Raw genomic sequence first — 18,968 nt, 5'->3', positions numbered from 1 at the left:
GCTGTGGCCTTCAAGCCACCACGATCTCGATAAGGAAGGGGCCGGGATGCCGCAGTGCACGCTCCAGGGCGGGCGCCAACGCATCGGGGGCCTCGGCGCGTTCCGCCGTCATGCCCTGCCCTTGCGCGAGCATCACGAAGTCCAGGTTGGGCAGGTCGGTGCCCGCGGGCTTGACGCCAGGCGCATAGCCGAACACCGGCGCAAAGTCCTGCAAGGCGGCGTAGCGCCGGTTGTTCAGGATCACGAAGGTCATGGGCACATTCATCTGAGCGGCGGTGTAGAGCGCCTGGATGGCATACATGCTGGACCCGTCTCCGATCAAGGCGATGACCCGCCCTGCCTGGCCTTGGCGCTGTCGCGCGAGCGCGACCCCCACAGCCGCAGGCATGCCGTGTCCCAGACCCCCACTGGCCATGGTGTAGAAGCTGTCGGCGCCTGCCATGGGCAGGTGGGCCTGGATGTCGCTGCGTGAACCGGGCGCCTCCTCCACCACCACGTCACCCGGCTGGCGCGCACGGTCCAGCGACTGCAAGACATAGGGCACGCTCATCGGAACGCCGGCGACAGCCTCCTGTGGCGTGGCGCGCCCGGTGGGTGCCGCGCGCTGCGGCGGGGCACTGTGTTCCAGCAAGGCATCCAGGGCCAGGTGCAGGCTCGCCACCACGCTGTCGCCCACCGGCGCCCAGGCGGCGGTCTGGGGGTCATCGACGATATGGAACAAGGTCGCGCCCGCTGGAATGTGAGGCCCCTGCCCTTCGACGTGGTAGCTGAAGGCCGGAGCGCCCAGCACCAGAATCAGGTCGTGTTCGGCCAGCCGCTGAACGATGCGCTCGCGCATGGCCGGGAGAAACCCAGCGAACAGCGGATGCCGCTCCGGGAAACCACACCGAGCGCTCATGGGCGCTGTGTACACGGCGGCCCGGTGCTGTTCGGCCAGGGCCACCACGCGCCCGACCGCGCCGTCCCGGTCCACACCAGCCCCCACCACGATGGCGGGCCTGCGGCTGGCGTTCAGGGCGGTCGCCACACGAGTGATCGATACCGGATCGGGCCCGATGGCCTGGCTCATCTGGCGTGGCGTCACCCACTCGGTGGTTCGATCCCAGTCGTCGGCCGGGATCGAAACAAATACCGGGCCGCAAGGCGGCTGCATGGCGATGCGGTAGGCGCGGGCCAGTGCCAACGGCACATCTTCGGCCCGCGCCGGCTCGACGGCCCATTTCACGTAGGGCTTGGGCAGGTCGGTCGCCTGGGCCGCGAACAGAAATGGGTCAAAGGGCAGGATGGAACGCGACTGCTGGCCGGCGGTCACGATCATCGGCGTCTGGTTCTTGAACGCCGTGAAGATGTTGCCCATGGCATGGCCCACACCCGCCGCCGAATGCAGGTTGACCATCGAGGCATTGCGCGTGGCCTGGGCATAGCCATCGGCCATGCCGATCACCACCGACTCCTGCAAGCCGAGCACGTACCTGAAATCAGACGGGTAGTCGCGGAACATCGGCAACTCGGTCGAACCCGGGTTGCCGAACACGGTGTCGATGCCGAGGTCGCGCATCAGTTGAATCACCGCCTCGCGCACGGTGGGCTGGGCATCGGTGGGTGGGCGTTGGGTGTCAGGTGCGGTCATGGCAGGCTCGGCTGGTGAATGGAGGCAAGTCTGCGGCCGCATCCATCATTGATCAATAATATGAGACTAATAAGTAATATCCATATGACGAATATTGAAACGCTGGACCTCAACCTGCTGCGGGTGTTCGACGCGATCTACCGCACGCGCAACATCAGCCGAGCGGCCGAGCAACTGGGCTTGTCGCAACCCGCCACCAGCCAGGCACTGACGCGGCTGCGGCTGGTGCTAAGGGATCCGATCTTCGAGCGCGCCATGGGCGGCGTGCGCCCCACCGAGCGGGCGGACCGCCTGGCGCGCTCGGTGCAGGCGGGCATGGCCCTGTTCGAAGCGGGTTTGCAGGAGTCCGACCAGTTCGATCCGCTGACCTCCACCGAAGAGGTTCGCCTGCACCTCACCGACATTGGCGAAGCGCGTTTCCTGCCGAAGCTGATGGCGGCGATGGAGGAACGGGCGCCCCACATGCAACTGCAAGCCAGGGCCTGGCCGCCCGGTGAAGTGGCTGCTGCGCTGGACACCGGCCAACTGCATATCGCGATCGGCTTCCTGCCCGCTGCGAAGGACACCGCCAAAGAAGACTTGTTGACCGACCGCTACGCACTGCTGTTGCGCGCCGACCACCCCATCACCCGCTACGCCAAATCGGGCTCGCTGGCACTGGAACGCCTGAACCAATTGCACTATGTCGCCGTGCGCTCCCACACCGATACGTTGCGCATCTTGCAGATGCTCCATCTGGAACACCAGGTGCGCCTGGTGACCTCGACCTTTCTGGCGCTGCCGGCCATCGTGCGCTCCACCGACCTGGGGGTTCTGATGCCCCGGGAGATCGCGCAAGGCTTTGCGCCCGCCGAGGGCTTTTGCCTGCTCGAACCGCGCCTGCCCTTGAGGGACTTCACCGTCGCCCTGCACTGGAGCCGCCGCTACCAGCAAGTGCCCATGCAGCAGTGGCTGAGAGCCCTGGTGATCGAACTGTTCAAGGCGTGATGCGCGCACCAGCGCTCGTCGGGCCTGCCCCTGCCGTCGGGCCGAGGCCAGTGGACCGATGCCCACCGAGTTGGCCGCATCAGGTACGCTCGCCCGAACATAGCGGCCCACATGCGTCGGCACAGACAAAGACGCGGGGCACCCACCACCGGCATGCCTGTACAACCCGTTCTTTTGCGCGCCTGAGCCATGTACGCCGTCGAATCCTTGCGCGCCTTCAGCGAGAGCCTGCTGGCATTGAGCGGCCAGGCCAGGTCGGCACAGCCCGAGCGGCAGGTGCTCGACGCCCTGCGCGTGCTGGAAAAGCTGGTGCCTTTCCAGTCTGCCTGGTGGGGAGAGGTGACCGACGAGGACGCCCAGAACCCGCGGCGCAACTGGCTGCACGGCCGCATCAACCTGAGCAGCAGCTTCGCTGACGAATGGAACGCACTCGCTGGCGTCGACGACTTTGCCACCGGTTCCATGCAAGCCTTGGGCACGGTGGTGCGCTTCAGCGGCTATGACGATCCCGCGCCGGCGGTCGCCTCTTTTTCCCGCAAGCACCGTCTTTACCATGCCATGGCCACGACGGCCGAGCTGCCCGGCAGCGGCATGCTGTTTTTCGTTTCCCTGTACCGCGACGAACACCAGCCAGCCTTCGACGACCTCGCCAGCGTCATGTTCGAGGAGTTCACGCGGCACCTGCTGCACCACTGGCATCTCCAGGTGCAAAACCTGCTCAACGCCTCGACCCACCAAGCGTCTGACCACTTTGCCCTGTCTGACCGCAACGGTGATCTGCTCTACCTCGGCGGCCAGCTGGGCGCGCTGCTGCGCGAAAACCTGCCTGGCTGGTTCAGCTCGCCACTGCCACCCGAACTGCTGGCGCGCATCAACGCCGGCGATGGCAGTGTCACGCTGGGTCGCCACCGACTGTGGTTTCAACCCAGCGGCGAGTTGATCGCCCTGTCGTTCGGGCGGGACTCGCAAGCCCTGCGCTTGCCACCCCGGGAACGCAGCGTTGCCGTCTTGTACGCGCGCGGTGACTCCTACAAGGAAATCGCCCGCCTGCTCGACCTGACCCCGGCAACGGTTCGCACCTACATTCGCAACATCTATCTGCAACTGGGGGTGCGCAACAAGGTCGAGTTGGGATCGGCTCTCCATCCCAATCCCTGAGCCCGCACGTCGGGACGCACGCCCACCCTCCGCATCTGCAGAGGGCCAAGCGCGGCCCAGTCTCCCTACCATGACAACGGCTCACGGTGAGCAGGAGACAAAGAATGAACTGGACAAAAATTTCTGGCGCCTCGCTGGCATGTGTGGCGCTCGTCATCACCGCTTGCGGTGGATCGGACGACGAAACCGCCGATACCGTTCTGCGCAACGGCAAGGTGGTCACACTGGATGCCAACAACTCGATTCAACAGGCCGTCGCCGTGCGCGACGGAAAGATCGTGTTTGTGGGCAAAAACTCCGACGCCAAGGACTGGATTGGCAAGAACACCCAGGTCATTGATCTGGGCGGAAAGATGCTGATGCCGGGCTTCGTGGACGGGCACATGCACTCCCTGGCTGGTGGCCGAGCCCTGCTGATTTGCGACTTGGCCTACGCCCCGCTGTCGCACGCTCAGCTGGCACAAAGACTGCAGGCATGCCTGGACACGAGCGCGGACAAAGAGCCCGACACCTGGCTCGAGGCCGTCAACTGGGATCGACAGGCCACCAACGGCATCGACGGTGACCCCACCAAAACCGTGCTCGACGCGCTGACCACGAGCCGCCCCATTGCGGTGACCTCCAGCGACTTCCACGCGGTGCTGGCCAACACGCGGGCATTCACACTCGCGGGCGTTACTGCCGCCACGCCAGACCCCACCGGCGGAAAATTTCTCCGGGATGGTGCAGGCAACCCAAGCGGCATCAGCGAGGATGCCGCAGGCTGGCAAGTCAAAGCGGCCATTCCGCCGGACACCGACGAATTTTTGCTGCAACAAGGCCGCGCAGCATTGCAAGCCCTGCGCGATCAAGGCATCACTTCGTTCATGGACGCCGCGGCGGGCGAAGCGCACGCCAAAACCTTCAAGAAACTGAAAGACGAGGGCGAACTTACCGCCCGCGTCCATCTGACCTATGTCATGGATGCCGCCATCACGGCCGCAGATCCAAAAGCCGCGGTCGCCCAGGCCAAAGCCTTTGTTGCCACGACCGACCAGGGTGAGCCCCAGGTTGCACCGGGCATTTCGGCCAAGATCCTCAAAGTGTTCATGGACGGCGTGGTCAACGCCCCTGGCGACACGGGCGCCATGCTGGCCCCCTACTTCGAGAATCAGGGCACCGCAGCGGCGCCGAACTGGGTACCAGGCACCAATATGGGAGAGGTGTATTTCCCGGCCAGTGTGATCAAGCCGATGATGCTGGAAGCGGTGGACAGCGGTCTTGACATGCACCTGCACGCAACGGGAGATCGCGCCGTGCGGGAAACACTTGACGCCGTGGAATACGTTCGCGCTCAGCGACCACGTGCCGACTTCCGACCTGCCATTGCCCATGGCGAAACCGTGGCCGTGGCCGACTATCCGCGCTTTGCCCCGCTGAACGTCAGTGCGACCATGTCGTTCCAATGGGCACAGCGGGCGCCCTACTCGATCGGGGACACCGAAAACCACCTGGGGCCTGATCGCTTCGCACGCATGGAACCCTTTGGCAGCCTTCGCAACGCCGGTGCACGTGTGGCCTTTGGGAGCGACTGGCCGATCGATCCGATCGACACGTTCCTGGCGCTCAAGGTGGGCGTGACAAGATCTGGTGACCCGACGAACCCGCACAGCGCTGCCAGCATCGCCCCGATTTTCGAGGGCCCGATCAACGCCGATCCTGCGCTGTCGCGTATTGACGCGCTCCGCGCAGCCACCATCGAAGCGGCCTACCAGCTGCGATTGGAGAAGTACGTGGGCTCCATCGAGAAGGGCAAATTTGCCGACCTGATCGCCCTGGACAAAGACTTCCTGCGCGTTCCCGAAGAGAAGCTGGCACGCAACCAGGTGCTGATGACCATGAGCGGGGGCCGGGTCGTTGCCGCGAAAGACAAGTTTGCAGCGCTGATGACCCCGTCGAAGCATGAAACCCGCGCCCATGACCGCAGGTTGAATATCAATGGATCGGCCGGCCACGCCATCGTGAAGGGCTCGCCGCACGGGGACGGCCACAACCACTGACCATGCCTGGGCACCGCGCCCAGCGCCTGAAGGCCAGGGCGACAACACGATAGGGTGTTGTCGCCCTGTTTCATTGGCGAAGCCCCTTTGAAGGTGAATCCACCCGCAAGAGCGGCGCTGTCGGGATGGGCGCCCCTTCTCATCCTTGCTCTTTTGGCCTTTGCCCGTCTTGGTCCCGGCGGGCACGCCGATTCAGCCAAGCGCTGTAAACCATGCCCATGGTCAGCCAGACCGCCCCCATTTTCAGAGCGCTCGGATGCATGCGGAGCAACACGGCAAGCGCCACCATCAAGCCCAGCGCAGGCGCCACAATGTGGAAATACACAGAACGCTGATCGCTGTGCCTGAAATACACCATCACGGATATGTGAAGCATGATGAAGCCGCCCAGAGCGCCCAGGCTGACCATCGATGCCAGGACCTCCACCCGATCCCTCAACACCAACGCCGTCACCATGGGCACCAGGGTGGCCGTCACCAGCGCCACACGCGGCACGCCGCTGGCGCCATGAACGCGGCCCAAAGTGGCGGGCAACTGGCGGTCGCGCCCCATGGCGAAGAGCACCCTTGATACGCCCGCGACCATGGGCAGGGTATTGGTGAAGCCCACCACGACGGCGAGTGCCCACGCCAGCGTGATCGAGGCCCACGGCCCCACTGTTTGGCCCAGAAGCTCAAAGATGGCGGCACCGGGGTCCTGCATCTCGATGGCAGGCATCAGGTTGCCAACGGCCCACGCGATGAACACGAACAGCACGCTGGTCACCGCCAGCACCGTCAAGATGGCCCTGCCGATCAAGCCCTGGTCGCTGGAATCTCGGGTTTCCTCCGAGAGCGTGCTGATGGCATCAAAGCCCAGAAACGCCATGACGGCGATCGAGGCCCCCGAGAACACATGAGGCCAGTGAATGCCTCGGTCGCCCACGAAAGGTTGGGCGGTCAGGGCACCATTGCCCGCGCCGCCATTGAGCGCCATGATGGTGAGAACCAGCACCACGGTCACGATCACACATTGCATCGCCACCGAAAAGGCGTTGATCTTGGACGTGGTGCCGATACCGCACCAGTTCAATCCCAGCGTGATCAAGGCGACGACGCAGATCCACCCGGCCAGACCCAATGCGGGAGCCAGCAACGCCATCCCGATGGCCATGAGCGTGAAGACCAAGGCGGGGACCAACAGGTAGTCCATCAGGATCAACCACCCTGCCAGGAAGCCCAGGCGGTGACCCAGACTTCGGCGTGCAAACCCGTAAACGGAACCGGCGTTGGGGATCGCTCGGCTCATGGTGACATAGCTCAGCGCGGTGAAGTACATGCAAATGGCCGCCACCAAGAAAGACGAGGCGATCAACCCGTCGGAAGCAGCCCAGACAAATCCCAGGCTCGTCAGAGGCGCCACGATGGCGATGTAGGCCAGTCCAAAAGCGACCAGATCGCCAAAGCCCAAGCTTCTTTTCAGGTGAGCGCCATCCATTGAAGGACTTTCGGCAGCGGTTGGTGAGGACATCAACGAATTTCCGTTTCGGGCACCCAGGCGATTTTGACCCTGGCTTTTCACCCCATCATGCGCCCTCTGTTTGCGGCATCGCTGAACAGGGATTGAACGCCCGGGAAACGCGGTGTGCCTTTGCAAGGGAATGAAAACCCGGGAAGGCCGTGAGGGCCCGCCTTCAGCCTTGCAAGGCCGCCCATCGTGATCGCGCTGTTTCAAGCGCGAGGGGCACCCCTCAAATGGGTTTGGCCTGCCAAGCTTGCCCAGCAGCCTGATCGCCCCGTCAAACCGTGCATCGCCCTGGTGCCCCACGTTCAGCCGCAGGTGGTGGGTGAAGCGGTGGTCGGCCGAGAACAGCACGCCCGGCGCGGTGCTGATGACGCAGGCCCTGGCCCGCTGGTGCAGCGCCAGCGCGTCCACCTCGGGCGGCAGCTCCAGCCAGAGGAAATAGCCGCCTTCGGGCCGCGTGACGCGGGTGCCGGCCGGGAAGTGCCGCTCCACCAGTTTCGCCGTACGCGTCGTCCTCGATCAGCTGCACGCCGTGCTGCGCCTGGATACCGAGATCTTCCCAACAAATCTTGTGGTGGCTGACGATGAAGTCAAGTTGCTCGCGCCAGGTCCAACCCACATCGGAACGCTCAACAGTTTGTATCGCTTCACGCGACCAGCAGGTCGTGCCAAAACATGGACGACCCGCACATCTGGACAGTTCTCCTGTCCATCAAATCCTTGACACAGGCCGCAGTTCTGCTCTCGAGACTGGTCCGCTATTTGACTGAGAACGCTCGGCAGGAACCCCTCGCCTTCTTTCTATCGATGCCCGATATTGGGCGCCCTTAGTGAGCCAACGGGCCGACGGCATCGCTTCAGAACGGTCCTTCAGAAGGGAAAAGCGAACAGCTTCACCAGGGCAACTGAGTGAGTCCGCCTCCAGCGAGACTGGACACTCAAAGTCGCCACGAAAACACCGCCCTTCCCTGCCCGCCGGATGCCGCTGTTTGGCGGCTGCCGGGAATCGCGTCTGCGGTGCGCAAAGAAGGCCCGGAGACGGTGCGGAAGTCGTTTAGTGTGTATCGCAAAAGCGTGAATACTCGTTGATGACACATTCACATCGTCAACGGTCAACCGCAACCCGTTGATCTATATAGATTTGTTTGGCTCCCGTCACTCCCACTCGATCGTCGCGGGTGGCTTGCTGCTCACATCGTAGGTCACACGGTTGATGCCGCGCACCTCGTTGATGATGCGACTGGACACCTTCTTGAGCAGCGCATAGGGCAGCTCGGCCCAATCGGCGGTCATGAAATCGCTGGTCTGCACCGCGCGCAGCGCCACCACGTAGTCGTAGGTGCGACCGTCGCCCATCACGCCCACACTCTTGACCGGTAGAAAAACGGTGAAGGCCTGGCTGGTGAGGTCGTACCAGCTCTTGCCGCTGGGGTGGTCGATGGTGGAACGCAGCTCTTCAATGAAGATCGCATCGGCCCTGCGCAGCAGGTCGGCAAATTCTTTCTTCACCTCGCCAAGGATGCGCACGCCCAGGCCCGGGCCCGGGAATGGATGGCGGTAGACCATGTCGTGCGGCAGGCCCAGGGCCACACCGAGTTCGCGCACCTCGTCCTTGAACAGGTCGCGCAGCGGCTCCAGCAGTTTCAGGCCCAGTTGCTCAGGCAGGCCGCCCACGTTGTGGTGGCTCTTGATGGTGACGGCTTTCTTGCTCTTGGCACCACCGGACTCAATCACGTCCGGATAAATAGTGCCTTGTGCCAACCACTTGGCGCCTTTTGTTGATGCACCACTTGAAATTAGTTTGGCCGCTTCGGCCTTGAAAACCTCGACGAATTCGCGGCCGATGATCTTGCGTTTGGCTTCCGGTTCGCTCACCCCGGCCAGATGGCCGAGGAACTGGTCGGCCGCATCGACGCGGATCACCTTGGCGTGCAGCTTGCCGACGAACATGTCCATCACCATGTCGCCCTCGTTCAGGCGCAGCAGGCCGTGGTCGACGAAGACGCAGGTCAGTTGGTCGCCGATGGCGCGGTGAATCAGGGCGGCGGCCACCGAAGAATCCACGCCGCCAGACAGGCCGAGGATGACTTCTTCATCACCCACTTGTTCGCGGATCCTCTGCACCGCTTCCTCGATGTGGTCGCGCATCACCCAGTCGGCCCGCGTTTGGCAGATGTCGAGTACAAAGCGCTCCAGCAGCGCCCTGCCCTGCACCGTGTGCGTGACCTCGGGGTGGAACTGCACCGCGTAGTACCCGCGATCCACATCGGCCATGCCGGCAATGGGGCAGCTGTCGGTGCTGGCCATGAGCTTGAAGCCCGGGGGCATTTCGGTGACTTTGTCACCGTGGCTCATCCAGACCTTGAGCATGCCGTGGCCTTCGGGGGTATGGAAGTCGGCGATGTCTTTGAGCAGGGGGGTGTGGCCACGGGCGCGGACTTCGGCGTAACCGAATTCGCGGGTGTGGCCCGCCTCCACCTTGCCACCCAGCTGCTGCGCCATGGTCTGCATACCGTAGCAGATGCCCAGCACGGGCACGCCCAGTTCAAACACGGCATCCGGAGCCTTGTCGTCCACTTCGTAGACGCTGGCGTGGCTGCCGGAGAGGATCACGCCCTTGAGCTGGCCGTCGGCGGCGAACTCGCGCACCCAGGCGTCGCTCACGTCGCAGGGATGGACTTCGCAGTACACATGGGCTTCGCGCACGCGGCGGGCGATGAGCTGAGTGACCTGGGAACCGAAATCTAGAACGAGGATTTTCTGGTGCTGCATGGAGGACAAGACCGGTGGAAGAATCAGCGCCGGTTCAGCCAACGTGCGCCGAAGAAGGCAGCGAGCGCCAGCATGAACAACAGGGACAGGGACTGCCAGAACTTTTCGGGATCGGTGGCCCGGCTGAACGGGTGCCGACCCGGGGTTTCACCGGTCAGTAACCCATAGGCCACCATGCCGCCCAACACAAGTGCCAGCGCGTAGAGCGCCCACACTTGCCATTGCAACGGCTCGGGCGGTGACGTGGGTCGCACGACGATCACTCGGCGCGGTAGTTCGGCGCCTCTTTGGTGATCTGCACATCGTGCACGTGGCTCTCGCGGATGCCCGCCGAGGTGATCTCGACGAACTCGGCCTTGGCGCGCATGTGCTCGATGGTCGGGCAACCGCAGTAACCCATGGAGGCCCTGAGGCCACCGGCCATCTGGAAGATGATGGACACCACCGAGCCCTTGTAGGGCACGCGACCTTCAATGCCCTCGGGCACCAGCTTGTCTGCGTTGGGGTTACCGGTGCTGCTTTCCTGGAAGTAGCGGTCGGCGCTGCCCTGCTGCATGGCACCGATGGAGCCCATGCCGCGGTAGCTCTTGTAGCTGCGGCCCTGGTACAGCACGATCTCGCCCGGCGCCTCTTCGGTGCCGGCGAACATGCCACCCATCATCACGGTGTTGGCGCCGGCCGCGATGGCCTTGGCGATGTCGCCGCTGTAGCGGATACCGCCGTCGGCGATCATGGGCACGCCGGTGGTCTGCAGCGCCGTGGCCACGTTGTCGATGGCCATGATCTGGGGCACGCCCACACCGGCCACGATGCGGGTGGTGCAGATGGAGCCGGGGCCGATACCGACCTTGACACCGTCGGCACCCGCTTCCACCAGCGCCAGAGCGGCGCTGCCGGTGGCGATGTTGCCGCCGATCACGTCCACCTGTGGGTAGTTCTGTTTGACCCAGCGCACGCGGTCGATCACGCCCTTGCTGTGGCCGTGGGCCGTGTCCACCACGATAGCGTCCACACCAGCTTTCACCAGCGCTTCCACGCGCTCTTCGGTGCCTTCGCCCACACCCACCGCGGCGCCCACGCGCAGACGGCCGGCGGCGTCGCGCGCGGCGTTGGGAAAGTTGAGCTGTTTGGTGATGTCCTTGACCGTGATCAGGCCCTTGAGTTCAAAGGCGTCGTTCACGAGCAGCAGACGTTCGAGCTTGTGCTTGTTGAGCAGGGTCTTGGCCTCGGCCGGCGTGGTGCCGTCGGGCATGGTGATCAGCCGTTCACGCGGCGTCATGATCTCGCTGACCGGCAGGTCGTAGCGGGTTTCAAAACGCAGGTCGCGGCCGGTGACAATGCCAACCACCCGACCCGCTTCCACCACCGGGAAGCCGGAGATGCCCAGGTCATCGGACAGCTTCATCACCTGTCGGATCGTGGTCTGGGGAGTGATAACGACCGGGTCGCGCAGTACACCCGATTCGTAGCGCTTGACCTTGGCCACATGGGCGGCCTGCTCCTGCGCGGTGAGGTTCTTGTGGATGATGCCGATGCCGCCCTCCTGGGCAATCGCAATCGCTAGGCGAGCTTCCGTCACGGTGTCCATCGCGGCTGAAACCAAGGGTAGATTCAGCTTGATGTTGCGGGAAAACTGGGTGGCGAGAGAGGTGTCCTTGGGAAGGACCTGGGAGTACGCTGGCACCAACAAAACATCGTCGAAGGTGAGCGCTTTGCCGAGTAGGCGCATGGGGTAAAGCTCCAAAAACACGATTGTACCCGGGGCCAAGCAGCCACAAGGTCATGGCATGACCCGCGTGAGTGCCACTTCCGCTACTTCCATTTGCACAAAACGCGACTTGTTCATCGCCCGGCAGCAGGACGTGGGTGCGCGGGAGGTGGTCAACGGGTAAACTGATCTGATGTCTCATCGTCACACACCCCTCTCACTCTGGCGCCCCGTTGCGTTTGCCTTGCTGACCATCCTGGCCAGCGGCGGGGCCCAGGCGCAATGGCAATGGATTGACGGCTCTGGCGCCAAAGTGTTCAGCGACACAGCGCCACCTCCGGGCATCCCCGACAAGAACATTCTCAAGAGGCCGGGCGCGCGAACCGAGGTCAAGACGTCGGATGCCGCCACTTCCGACGCGGCAGCCGGTGCGCCCGTTGCTGCACCTGCCCCCAAGGTGACGGGCCGGGACGAACAGCTCGAAGCCAAGAAGAAACAAGCCGAAAAGCAGGCAGAAGAAGCCGCTCAAGCCAAGAAAAAAGCCGAGACCGAAAAGTTGGCCAAGGCACGCGCAGAGAACTGTGAACGCGCCAAACGTGCCAAGACCACGTTCGACTCCGGCATCCGCATCGCCACCACCAATGCCAAGGGTGAGCGTGAGATCATGGACGACAAGGCCCGAGGTACTGAAACCAAGCGGCTCGACGAGATCATCCGCTCCGATTGCGGCCCCATGCCGCAGGCTGCAGGCCCGCAAGCTACCGTTCAATAGCCCGCTTTGGACCCTGGTCGGCGCTGGGCAAACAAGCCTGCGCCCCGGGAGCCTTGTCCCACAAAGCGCTCACGGCGCGCAACTTTCGGGTCCACGCGCAGTTCCCGATACATCTCGACGCGGTCACCCTGTCTCAACAGCGTGCTTGCTGAGGCTTTGCGCCCCCAGATTCCAACCTCCAACGGCGCTTGCTTGATGGCGGGAAAGCGTTCCAGCCATCCCGCCAGGTGCAGGGCCTCCTTGAGCGTCGTACCCTCTGGCACCGTCAGGTGCATTTCGTGTACCTCGCGCGCTGCGGGCGAGAAGACCAGTGCGATGTCCATCATGCCCCATACACCTGGTCAGCACGCTTGACGAAAGCGTCCACCAGACTGCCGGCGATGCGATCGAAAACAGGGCCGACCAGCGTCGCCAGCGCTTGACTGGAAAAACCATAGGTCAGGCGAAACGCCACCTTGCAGGCCCGTTGCGTGCCATCCCCGAGCGGGATAAAGTCCCAAACCCCTTCGAGGTGGGAAAACGGTCCATCGACCAGTTCCATCAGCACCTGGCGGTCGTCCACATGGGTGTTGCGTGTGGTGAAGCTCTGGCGAAGGCCACTGATGGACATGCCCACTTTGGCCACCATGCCAGCGTCATCGCTTTCCACCACCTCGCTGTGATCACACCACGGCAAAAACTGCGGGTATTGGGGCACATCGGTCACCAGCGCGAACATTTCATGCGCGCTGTGCCAGAGCAAAACAGACTTTTGAATCGTTTTCATACAATCGGGCGGGCACTCAAGGCAACAGGCCACATTCGGCACGCCGCCCGGCAGCTACTTCGCTGCCATTGTATTGGCCTGAAACGGCCGCAACTGACACCTCATGGCCACCAAACCCAGCAAAACCGCGCCCGTCAAGGGCGTTGACAGCCGCATCGCCGACAACAAGAAAGCGCTCTTCAACTACGCCATTGAAGAGCGCTTCGAAGCCGGCATGGTGCTCGAAGGTTGGGAGGTGAAGGCCCTTCGAGAAGGCAAGGTGCAGCTCACCGACGGCTACGTGGTGATCCGCGAGGGTGAGCTGTTCCTGATCGGCTGTCAGATCAACCCGCTCAACACAGCCTCCACCCACATCAGTCCAGATTCGGTGCGCACGAAAAAACTGCTGCTGCACCGCGAACAGATCCGCCGCCTCATCGGCAAGGTCGAGCAGAAGGGCTACACCTTGGTTCCTCTCAACATGCACTGGAAGAACGGCAAGGTGAAATGCGAAATGGCATTGGCCAAAGGCAAGGCGGAACATGACAAACGCGACACCATCAAGGAGCGTGAAGGCAAGCGCGAAGTCGAGCGGGTCATGAAAAGCCGCACCCGCTGACACCGCCCACGCACTTTCGGCCGACGGCCGGAGGTGCCTGATCGGTCAGCCCAGTGATCGAAGCGGATGGGCGTGGGCTGGCCAGGGGCTATCGAAGAACAGAGCGACCATGGCGGGCGTCACGTCTTCCGCTTTCGCAGGATTCCATTTCGGTGCATGGTCCTTGTCGATGGCCAGTGCCCGAATACCTTCCACCGTTTCGCTGGCGGCACCGGGTCGCAGGTGGAAGCAGCGGCGCACCATGTCGCGCTCCATGCGCAGGTTGTCGGTCAGCCCCAAGTGCCGTGCGCGGCGGATCTGCTCCAGAACGACGTGCAACATCAGCGGCGAGCGCTTGCGCAGCATCACGGCAGTCTGTTGCGACCAGTTGCCATTGCCCAGTTCCAACGTGGTCAGCATGGCGCCCACGCTGCCGAGCCCGAAGACCCGGTCGATATCGGCCAGAGGCAAGCCACTGGGCTCCACGTGTTTCTGCACATGATTCTGGCACCAGCGTTGCACTGCCTCACCGGTCTCGTACGGAGTCTGTCCCAGGCTGTCCCACAGGCTCTGCAACCGGCCACTGTCCACCTGGGCATCGGCCAGACCCACACCCATGGCCTGCGCACCATTGAGCACCAAGCCGGTGAGTGCCAAGTATTCACCGACGCGCCCCGGACACCGACTGAGAAAGTAGCCGCCACCGACGTCGGGAAACAGTCCGATGCCGGTTTCTGGCATGGCGAGTTGGCTGCGCTCAGTAACGATGCGCAGACTGGCGCCCTGGCTGATCCCCATGCCACCGCCCATACAGATGCCATCCATCAGCGCGATGTAGGGCTTGGCGTAGGTGTGCACCAGATGGTTGAGTGCGTACTCTTCGGTGAAAAAATCGTCCAGTTCGGGATTGCCCGCCAGTGCCGCTTGATGGAAAAAGCGGATGTCACCGCCGGCACAAAAGGCACCGAACGGGCCGTCCCGACCCATGCCACGAACCACGACCGCCAGCACCTGGGTGTCGTCGCGCCAGGCAATCAAGGCCGCGGTGATGTCACGGATCATGCCCAGCGAGAGTGCATTGAGCGCCTTGGGCCGGTTCAGGGTGATGCAGCCGACACGGCCACGGACTTCGGTGATGACGTGCTGTTCAACGGGCGTCTGGCTCATGGCGGTGTTCCTGGAGAGATCAATGCGGCGTGGCGCCGCTTTCGTCGGGTTGAGTTGGCATCGGGCTGGCGTTGCGGTCGCGCCAGGCCAGCAGCTCGTTGAACAGCAGCGCGGTGATGACCACACTACCACCGAGCAGCACTTCGCGCCCGGGTGTTTCGTTGGCCCAGAGCCAAGCCCAGACGATGCCGAAGATCACCTCCAGCAGGGCCAGCAGCGAGACCTCGGGGGCCTTGAGCGAACGCGCGCATACCACTGCCAGCGCGCAGGGGATGGCGAGCTGTACCAGGCCCAGCATGGCCAGCCAAGCCACGTCACTGCCCGTGGCGGCAAAGGGCGCGGCCAGCGGCAAGGTCACCAGCGAAGAAATGAGCGCGCCGAGCAAAACCGAGGGCACAAGGTCGATTTGCTGCCCGTGCGACTGGCTGCGTTGCACGACGGTCCAGTTGATCGCCCCTGCAACGGGCACACACAGCGACGCGACAGAGCCGATCAGCAAGCCCGATGGATTGGCGCTGGGCTCTGCGAAGGCCTGAAGCATCTGGCTGCCGTACATGTAGACAATGCCCGCACCGGCCGCCACGATGGCCGTCCAGGTTCTCAATGGCAGTTGCTGACCGATGGCAAAGCGCGCCAGCAAGGCGGTGAACAGCGGACCGACCGACATGATGATCAGCACGTTGGCCACGCTGGTGAAGGTCAGCGCCAGCATGAAGGCAGTGAACATCACACTCCAGCACACGCCGGAGACCCAGAACGCGCGCGAGGCGGCCAACACTCCCCAGTGGCGTTGCAGTCGGCCCTTCCCTGCGGGCACATCGAGAACACCGGATGCCCGGTCGGCCGCGCGCCAGACCGGCAGGATGATCAGCAGCGACAGCGCAGTGAACGCGCTGCGCCAGAAGGTCACCTCAAAGCGGGCCGCCGATTCGAGCTGGCGCGACACCACCCCGGCGATGGACCACATGAGGGTCACCGCGATCATCATGAACACCGCCTGGGTGTGACTCAGGCGGCTAAGGGCGCGAAAAGGCATGGGCTGAAACAACAACACGGCGCAAGGCCGTGTTGGTGAGACATCAGTCGCGGTTGCGCTTGCGGTCGCTTTCCTTCAGGAAGCGCTTGCGCAGACGGACCGATTTGGGCGTGATTTCGACCAGCTCGTCGTCTTCGATGAACTCGACACCGTATTCGAGGTTCAGGTCGATTGGTGGCGTGATCTTGATCGCGTCTTCCTTGCCGGACACGCGGAAGTTGGTCAGCTGCTTGGTGCGCGTGGCGTTGACCACCAGGTCGTTGTCGCGGCTGTGGATGCCGACGATCATGCCTTCATACACCGGGTCACCGGCCTTCACGAACATGCGGCCGCGGTCGTCCAGCTTGCCCAGGGCGTAGGTGAAGATTTCACCGTCGTCCATGGAGATCAGCACACCATTCTTGCGGCTGGCGATGTCGCCTTTGTGCGCCTCGTAGCTGTCGAAGATGTTGGAGATCAGGCCCGAGCCGCGGGTCAGGTTCAGGAATTCGTTGGTGAAACCGATCAGGCCCCGAGCCGGGATGCGGTACTCCAGGCGCACACGGCCACGGCCGTCTGGTTCCATGTTGGCCAGCTCGCCCTTGCGCTCGCCCAGGGCCTGCATCACGCCGCCCTGGTGCTGCTCTTCGATGTCGGCCGTCACCAGCTCGATCGGTTCGTGGCGAACGCCATCCACATCACGGAATACCACGCGGGGCTTGGACACCGCCAATTCGTAGCCTTCGCGGCGCATGTTTTCCAGCAGGATGGTCAGGTGAAGTTCACCTCGGCCCATCACCTCAAAGATGCCCTCTTCGTCGGTTTCCTTGACGCGCAGCGCCACGTTGGATTGCAGCTCTTTCTGCAGGCGGTCCCAGAGCTGGCGACTGGTCACGAACTTGCCTTCGCGACCGGCCAGCGGGCTGGTGTTCACGCAAAAGTTCATGGTCAGGGTCGGCTCATCGACCTTGAGCATGGGCAGCGGCGCGGGGTTGGTTGCATCGGTCACCGTCACGCCGATGCCGATTTCAGGAATGCCGTTGATCAGTACGATGTCGCCCGGGCCAGCTTCGGAGGCCTGCACGCGGTCCAGACCCTGGAAGGTCAGCACCTGGTTGACGCGACCTTTGACAGCTTTGCCATCGGGACCTTCCATCACTAGCACATCCATCTGTGGCTTGATCGTGCCCTGGCTGATGCGGCCCACACCAATACGGCCCACGAAGGTGGAGAAGTCCAGTGCAGAGATCTGCAGTTGCAGCGGTGCAGCCGGGTCACCCTTTTGGGCTGGCACGTGCTGCAGCACGGTGTTGAACAGGGCTGACATGTCGGGACCCCACTGCTCGCCCGCTGCGCCCTCTTCCAGCGAGGTCCAGCCGTTGATGCCCGAAGCATAGACCACGGGGAAGTCGAGCTGTTCGTCGGTCGCACCCAGTTTGTCGAACAGATCGAAGGCAGCGTTCACCACGTGTTGCGGACGGGCGCCGGGCTTGTCTACCTTGTTGACCACCAGAATCGGTTTGAGACCCAGAGCCAGGGCTTTCTTGGTCACGAAACGGGTCTGCGGCATCGGGCCTTCCTGCGCGTCGATCAGCAACACCACGCCGTCGACCATGGACAGCGCGCGCTCCACCTCACCACCGAAGTCCGCGTGGCCAGGGGTGTCGACGATGTTGATGTGCGTACCTTCCCAGCTCACGGCACAGTTCTTGGCCAGAATGGTGATGCCGCGCTCGCGTTCGATCGCGTTGTTGTCCATCACCGTGTCGACCACTTTTTCGTGTTCGGCGAAGGTGCCCGACTGACGCAGCAGTTGGTCCACCATGGTGGTTTTGCCATGGTCAACGTGGGCAATGATGGCGATGTTGCGGATTTGTTTGCTCATGATGTGAGTTCCGGTGAGGTTTCCAGGATTTGCTGTATTTCGATGGGGCTCAGCAGCCGCCCCGGGATCAATTCGCCGCCTTCGGTGCGGGCGCTGCCCAACAGGACCGAAGACAAGGGTTCGTGTGGTGAGACGGCATCGGACGGTCCGTACACAGCCACCTGCGGCTGATCGGACCAGTCTCCGCGACGGCGTAGACCGTTGAGGAAACGCTTTGCATCTTCTGTGCCCAGCGTGAGTCGAGCGTGACGGTCGAGCAGGCACTCCAGCGGCAGCAGGTGTGTTTGCCGCTCCGGGTCGCTGGCCTGCTCCAGTGCATCAATGGTGATGCACTGCGCCTCGCTGAATGGCCCGGTGACCACTCGGCGCAACGCCACCAGGTGGCCACCGCATCCCAGCGCCTCGGCAATGTCTTCGCCCAAGGTCCGGATGTAGGTGCCTTTGCTGCAGGTCACACGCAGGCGCAGTTGGGGTTGCTCGCCCTCCAGGCACATGTCCAGCAGCTCCAGATCGTGAATGAGCACGTGTCGGGCCTCGCGCTCCACCGTTTCGCCCACGCGCGCATATTCGTAGAGAGGCTTACCGTCCTTCTTCAGCGCACTGTGCATCGGCGGCACCTGGCTGATCGGCCCCATGAAGCGGTCCAGCACCTCGACCACCTGGCCGACAGTGCATGTGACTGGACGGGTTTCGATCACATCGCCTTCCGTGTCGCCAGTGGAGGTTTTCACACCCAGGCGCACGGTGGTCTCATAGGTCTTGTCGGCGTCCAGGTGCAACTGGCTGAACTTGGTCGCGGCGCCAAAGCACAGCGGCAGCACGCCAGTGGCCAACGGGTCCAGCGTGCCGGTGTGGCCCGCTTTCTCCGCGCGCAGCAACCACTTGGCCTTTTGCAAAGCCTGGTTGCTGGAGAGTCCCAGCGGTTTGTCGAGCAGCAGCACCCCGTGCAAAGGGCGCCGCGGCACCCTTGTGCGTTGGCCCTGCATGG

General features: G+C 63.3%; 16 protein-coding genes. 5 read left to right on the top strand and 11 right to left on the bottom strand.

The genetic code is table 11. The features are described from left to right. Positions 1–10: 10 nt before the first annotated feature. The gene (mdlC, locus tag B0E41_RS08920) at positions 11–1,630 is read right to left on the bottom strand and encodes a benzoylformate decarboxylase (protein ID WP_077330728.1); all 1,620 of its coding nucleotides are present in this window, start codon (positions 1,628–1,630) and stop codon (positions 11–13) included. 84 nt (positions 1,631–1,714) lie between these two features. On the opposite strand from mdlC, the gene B0E41_RS08915 reads away from it, so the two are divergent. The 3 genes from B0E41_RS08915 to B0E41_RS08905 all read left to right on the top strand — a co-directional run bounded on the left by B0E41_RS08915 (position 1,715) and on the right by B0E41_RS08905 (position 5,814). Next, positions 1,715–2,617, top strand: coding sequence for a LysR family transcriptional regulator (locus tag B0E41_RS08915; RefSeq protein WP_253194717.1), 903 nt, complete (start codon positions 1,715–1,717; stop codon positions 2,615–2,617). Between the two features lie 189 nt (positions 2,618–2,806). Next, entirely contained in the window at positions 2,807–3,775 is a 969-nt protein-coding gene (locus B0E41_RS08910) for a helix-turn-helix transcriptional regulator (RefSeq protein WP_077330726.1), read from the top strand. A gap of 86 nt (positions 3,776–3,861) precedes the next feature. After that, positions 3,862–5,814 (top strand): amidohydrolase, encoded by a 1,953-nt coding sequence (locus B0E41_RS08905; RefSeq protein ID WP_216350745.1) that lies wholly within the window; start codon positions 3,862–3,864, stop codon positions 5,812–5,814. Between the two features lie 139 nt (positions 5,815–5,953). On the opposite strand, the gene B0E41_RS08900 is transcribed toward B0E41_RS08905, so the two are convergent. The 4 genes from B0E41_RS08900 to guaB form a co-directional block, all read right to left on the bottom strand. Further along, the gene (locus tag B0E41_RS08900) at positions 5,954–7,729 is read right to left on the bottom strand and encodes an APC family permease (protein WP_253194715.1); all 1,776 of its coding nucleotides are present in this window, start codon (positions 7,727–7,729) and stop codon (positions 5,954–5,956) included. Positions 7,730–8,473: 744 nt separating this feature from the next. Continuing rightward, the gene (gene guaA, locus B0E41_RS08895; RefSeq protein WP_077330723.1) at positions 8,474–10,090 is read right to left on the bottom strand and encodes a glutamine-hydrolyzing GMP synthase; all 1,617 of its coding nucleotides are present in this window, start codon (positions 10,088–10,090) and stop codon (positions 8,474–8,476) included. Positions 10,091–10,113: 23 nt separating this feature from the next. Next, positions 10,114–10,344 (bottom strand): hypothetical protein, encoded by a 231-nt coding sequence (locus B0E41_RS08890; protein ID WP_143433742.1) that lies wholly within the window; start codon positions 10,342–10,344, stop codon positions 10,114–10,116. Positions 10,345–10,349: 5 nt separating this feature from the next. Further along, positions 10,350–11,819 carry an IMP dehydrogenase gene (guaB, locus tag B0E41_RS08885; protein ID WP_077330721.1) on the bottom strand — a complete coding sequence of 490 codons (1,470 nt, stop codon included), beginning with the start codon at positions 11,817–11,819 and terminating at the stop codon, positions 10,350–10,352. A gap of 223 nt (positions 11,820–12,042) precedes the next feature. On the opposite strand from guaB, the gene B0E41_RS08880 reads away from it, so the two are divergent. Next, positions 12,043–12,570 (top strand): DUF4124 domain-containing protein, encoded by a 528-nt coding sequence (locus tag B0E41_RS08880; RefSeq protein ID WP_077330720.1) that lies wholly within the window; start codon positions 12,043–12,045, stop codon positions 12,568–12,570. Here the strand turns inward: B0E41_RS08880 and B0E41_RS08875 are convergent. Next, positions 12,564–12,893 (bottom strand): RnfH family protein, encoded by a 330-nt coding sequence (locus B0E41_RS08875; RefSeq protein WP_143433741.1) that lies wholly within the window; start codon positions 12,891–12,893, stop codon positions 12,564–12,566. The two genes, B0E41_RS08880 and B0E41_RS08875, sit on opposite strands and share 7 nt — an antisense overlap. Next, entirely contained in the window at positions 12,893–13,336 is a 444-nt protein-coding gene (locus tag B0E41_RS08870) for a type II toxin-antitoxin system RatA family toxin (RefSeq protein WP_077330718.1), read from the bottom strand. Before B0E41_RS08870 ends, B0E41_RS08875 begins: the two co-directional genes overlap by 1 nt. Before the next feature lie 103 nt (positions 13,337–13,439). Between B0E41_RS08870 and smpB the strand changes: the two genes are divergently transcribed. Then, positions 13,440–13,934, top strand: coding sequence for an SsrA-binding protein SmpB (gene smpB / locus B0E41_RS08865; RefSeq protein ID WP_077330717.1), 495 nt, complete (start codon positions 13,440–13,442; stop codon positions 13,932–13,934). Positions 13,935–13,979: 45 nt separating this feature from the next. On the opposite strand, the gene B0E41_RS08860 is transcribed toward smpB, so the two are convergent. Genes B0E41_RS08860 through truB form a run of 4 tightly spaced genes read right to left on the bottom strand, consistent with a single transcriptional unit; the run spans position 13,980 to position 18,966 of the window. Next, complete coding sequence (locus B0E41_RS08860) at positions 13,980–15,080, bottom strand: enoyl-CoA hydratase/isomerase family protein (RefSeq protein WP_077330716.1); 1,101 nt, start codon at positions 15,078–15,080, stop codon at positions 13,980–13,982. A gap of 19 nt (positions 15,081–15,099) precedes the next feature. Beyond that, on the bottom strand, positions 15,100–16,116 hold the full coding sequence (locus tag B0E41_RS08855; protein ID WP_077330780.1) for a DMT family transporter: 1,017 nt from the start codon (positions 16,114–16,116) through the stop codon (positions 15,100–15,102). A gap of 43 nt (positions 16,117–16,159) precedes the next feature. Beyond that, entirely contained in the window at positions 16,160–17,980 is a 1,821-nt protein-coding gene (typA, locus tag B0E41_RS08850; protein WP_077330715.1) for a translational GTPase TypA, read from the bottom strand. Beyond that, entirely contained in the window at positions 17,977–18,966 is a 990-nt protein-coding gene (gene truB / locus B0E41_RS08845; RefSeq protein WP_077330714.1) for a tRNA pseudouridine(55) synthase TruB, read from the bottom strand. The genes typA and truB overlap by 4 nt, the downstream gene beginning before the upstream one ends. Positions 18,967–18,968: the final 2 nt, after the last annotated feature.

This window comes from Hydrogenophaga sp. A37 (assembly GCF_002001205.1).
Taxonomy (GTDB): Bacteria; Pseudomonadota; Gammaproteobacteria; order Burkholderiales; family Burkholderiaceae_C; genus Hydrogenophaga.
This window is presented reverse-complemented; position numbering and strand designations above follow the sequence as displayed.

Excerpts from the sequence above, each read along its gene's own strand:
- mdlC (WP_077330728.1), bottom strand. The coding sequence starts at position 1,630 with ATGACCGCACCTGACACCCAACGCCCACCCACCGATGCCCAGCCCACC.
- B0E41_RS08915 (WP_253194717.1), top strand. The coding sequence starts at position 1,715 with ATGACGAATATTGAAACGCTGGACCTCAACCTGCTGCGGGTGTTCGAC.
- B0E41_RS08910 (WP_077330726.1), top strand. The coding sequence starts at position 2,807 with ATGTACGCCGTCGAATCCTTGCGCGCCTTCAGCGAGAGCCTGCTGGCA.
- guaA (WP_077330723.1), bottom strand. The coding sequence starts at position 10,090 with ATGCAGCACCAGAAAATCCTCGTTCTAGATTTCGGTTCCCAGGTCACT.
- guaB (WP_077330721.1), bottom strand. The coding sequence starts at position 11,819 with ATGCGCCTACTCGGCAAAGCGCTCACCTTCGACGATGTTTTGTTGGTG.
- B0E41_RS08875 (WP_143433741.1), bottom strand. The coding sequence starts at position 12,893 with ATGGACATCGCACTGGTCTTCTCGCCCGCAGCGCGCGAGGTACACGAA.
- B0E41_RS08870 (WP_077330718.1), bottom strand. The coding sequence starts at position 13,336 with ATGAAAACGATTCAAAAGTCTGTTTTGCTCTGGCACAGCGCGCATGAA.
- smpB (WP_077330717.1), top strand. The coding sequence starts at position 13,440 with ATGGCCACCAAACCCAGCAAAACCGCGCCCGTCAAGGGCGTTGACAGC.
- B0E41_RS08860 (WP_077330716.1), bottom strand. The coding sequence starts at position 15,080 with ATGAGCCAGACGCCCGTTGAACAGCACGTCATCACCGAAGTCCGTGGC.
- B0E41_RS08855 (WP_077330780.1), bottom strand. The coding sequence starts at position 16,116 with ATGCCTTTTCGCGCCCTTAGCCGCCTGAGTCACACCCAGGCGGTGTTC.
- typA (WP_077330715.1), bottom strand. The coding sequence starts at position 17,980 with ATGAGCAAACAAATCCGCAACATCGCCATCATTGCCCACGTTGACCAT.
- truB (WP_077330714.1), bottom strand. The coding sequence starts at position 18,966 with ATGCAGGGCCAACGCACAAGGGTGCCGCGGCGCCCTTTGCACGGGGTG.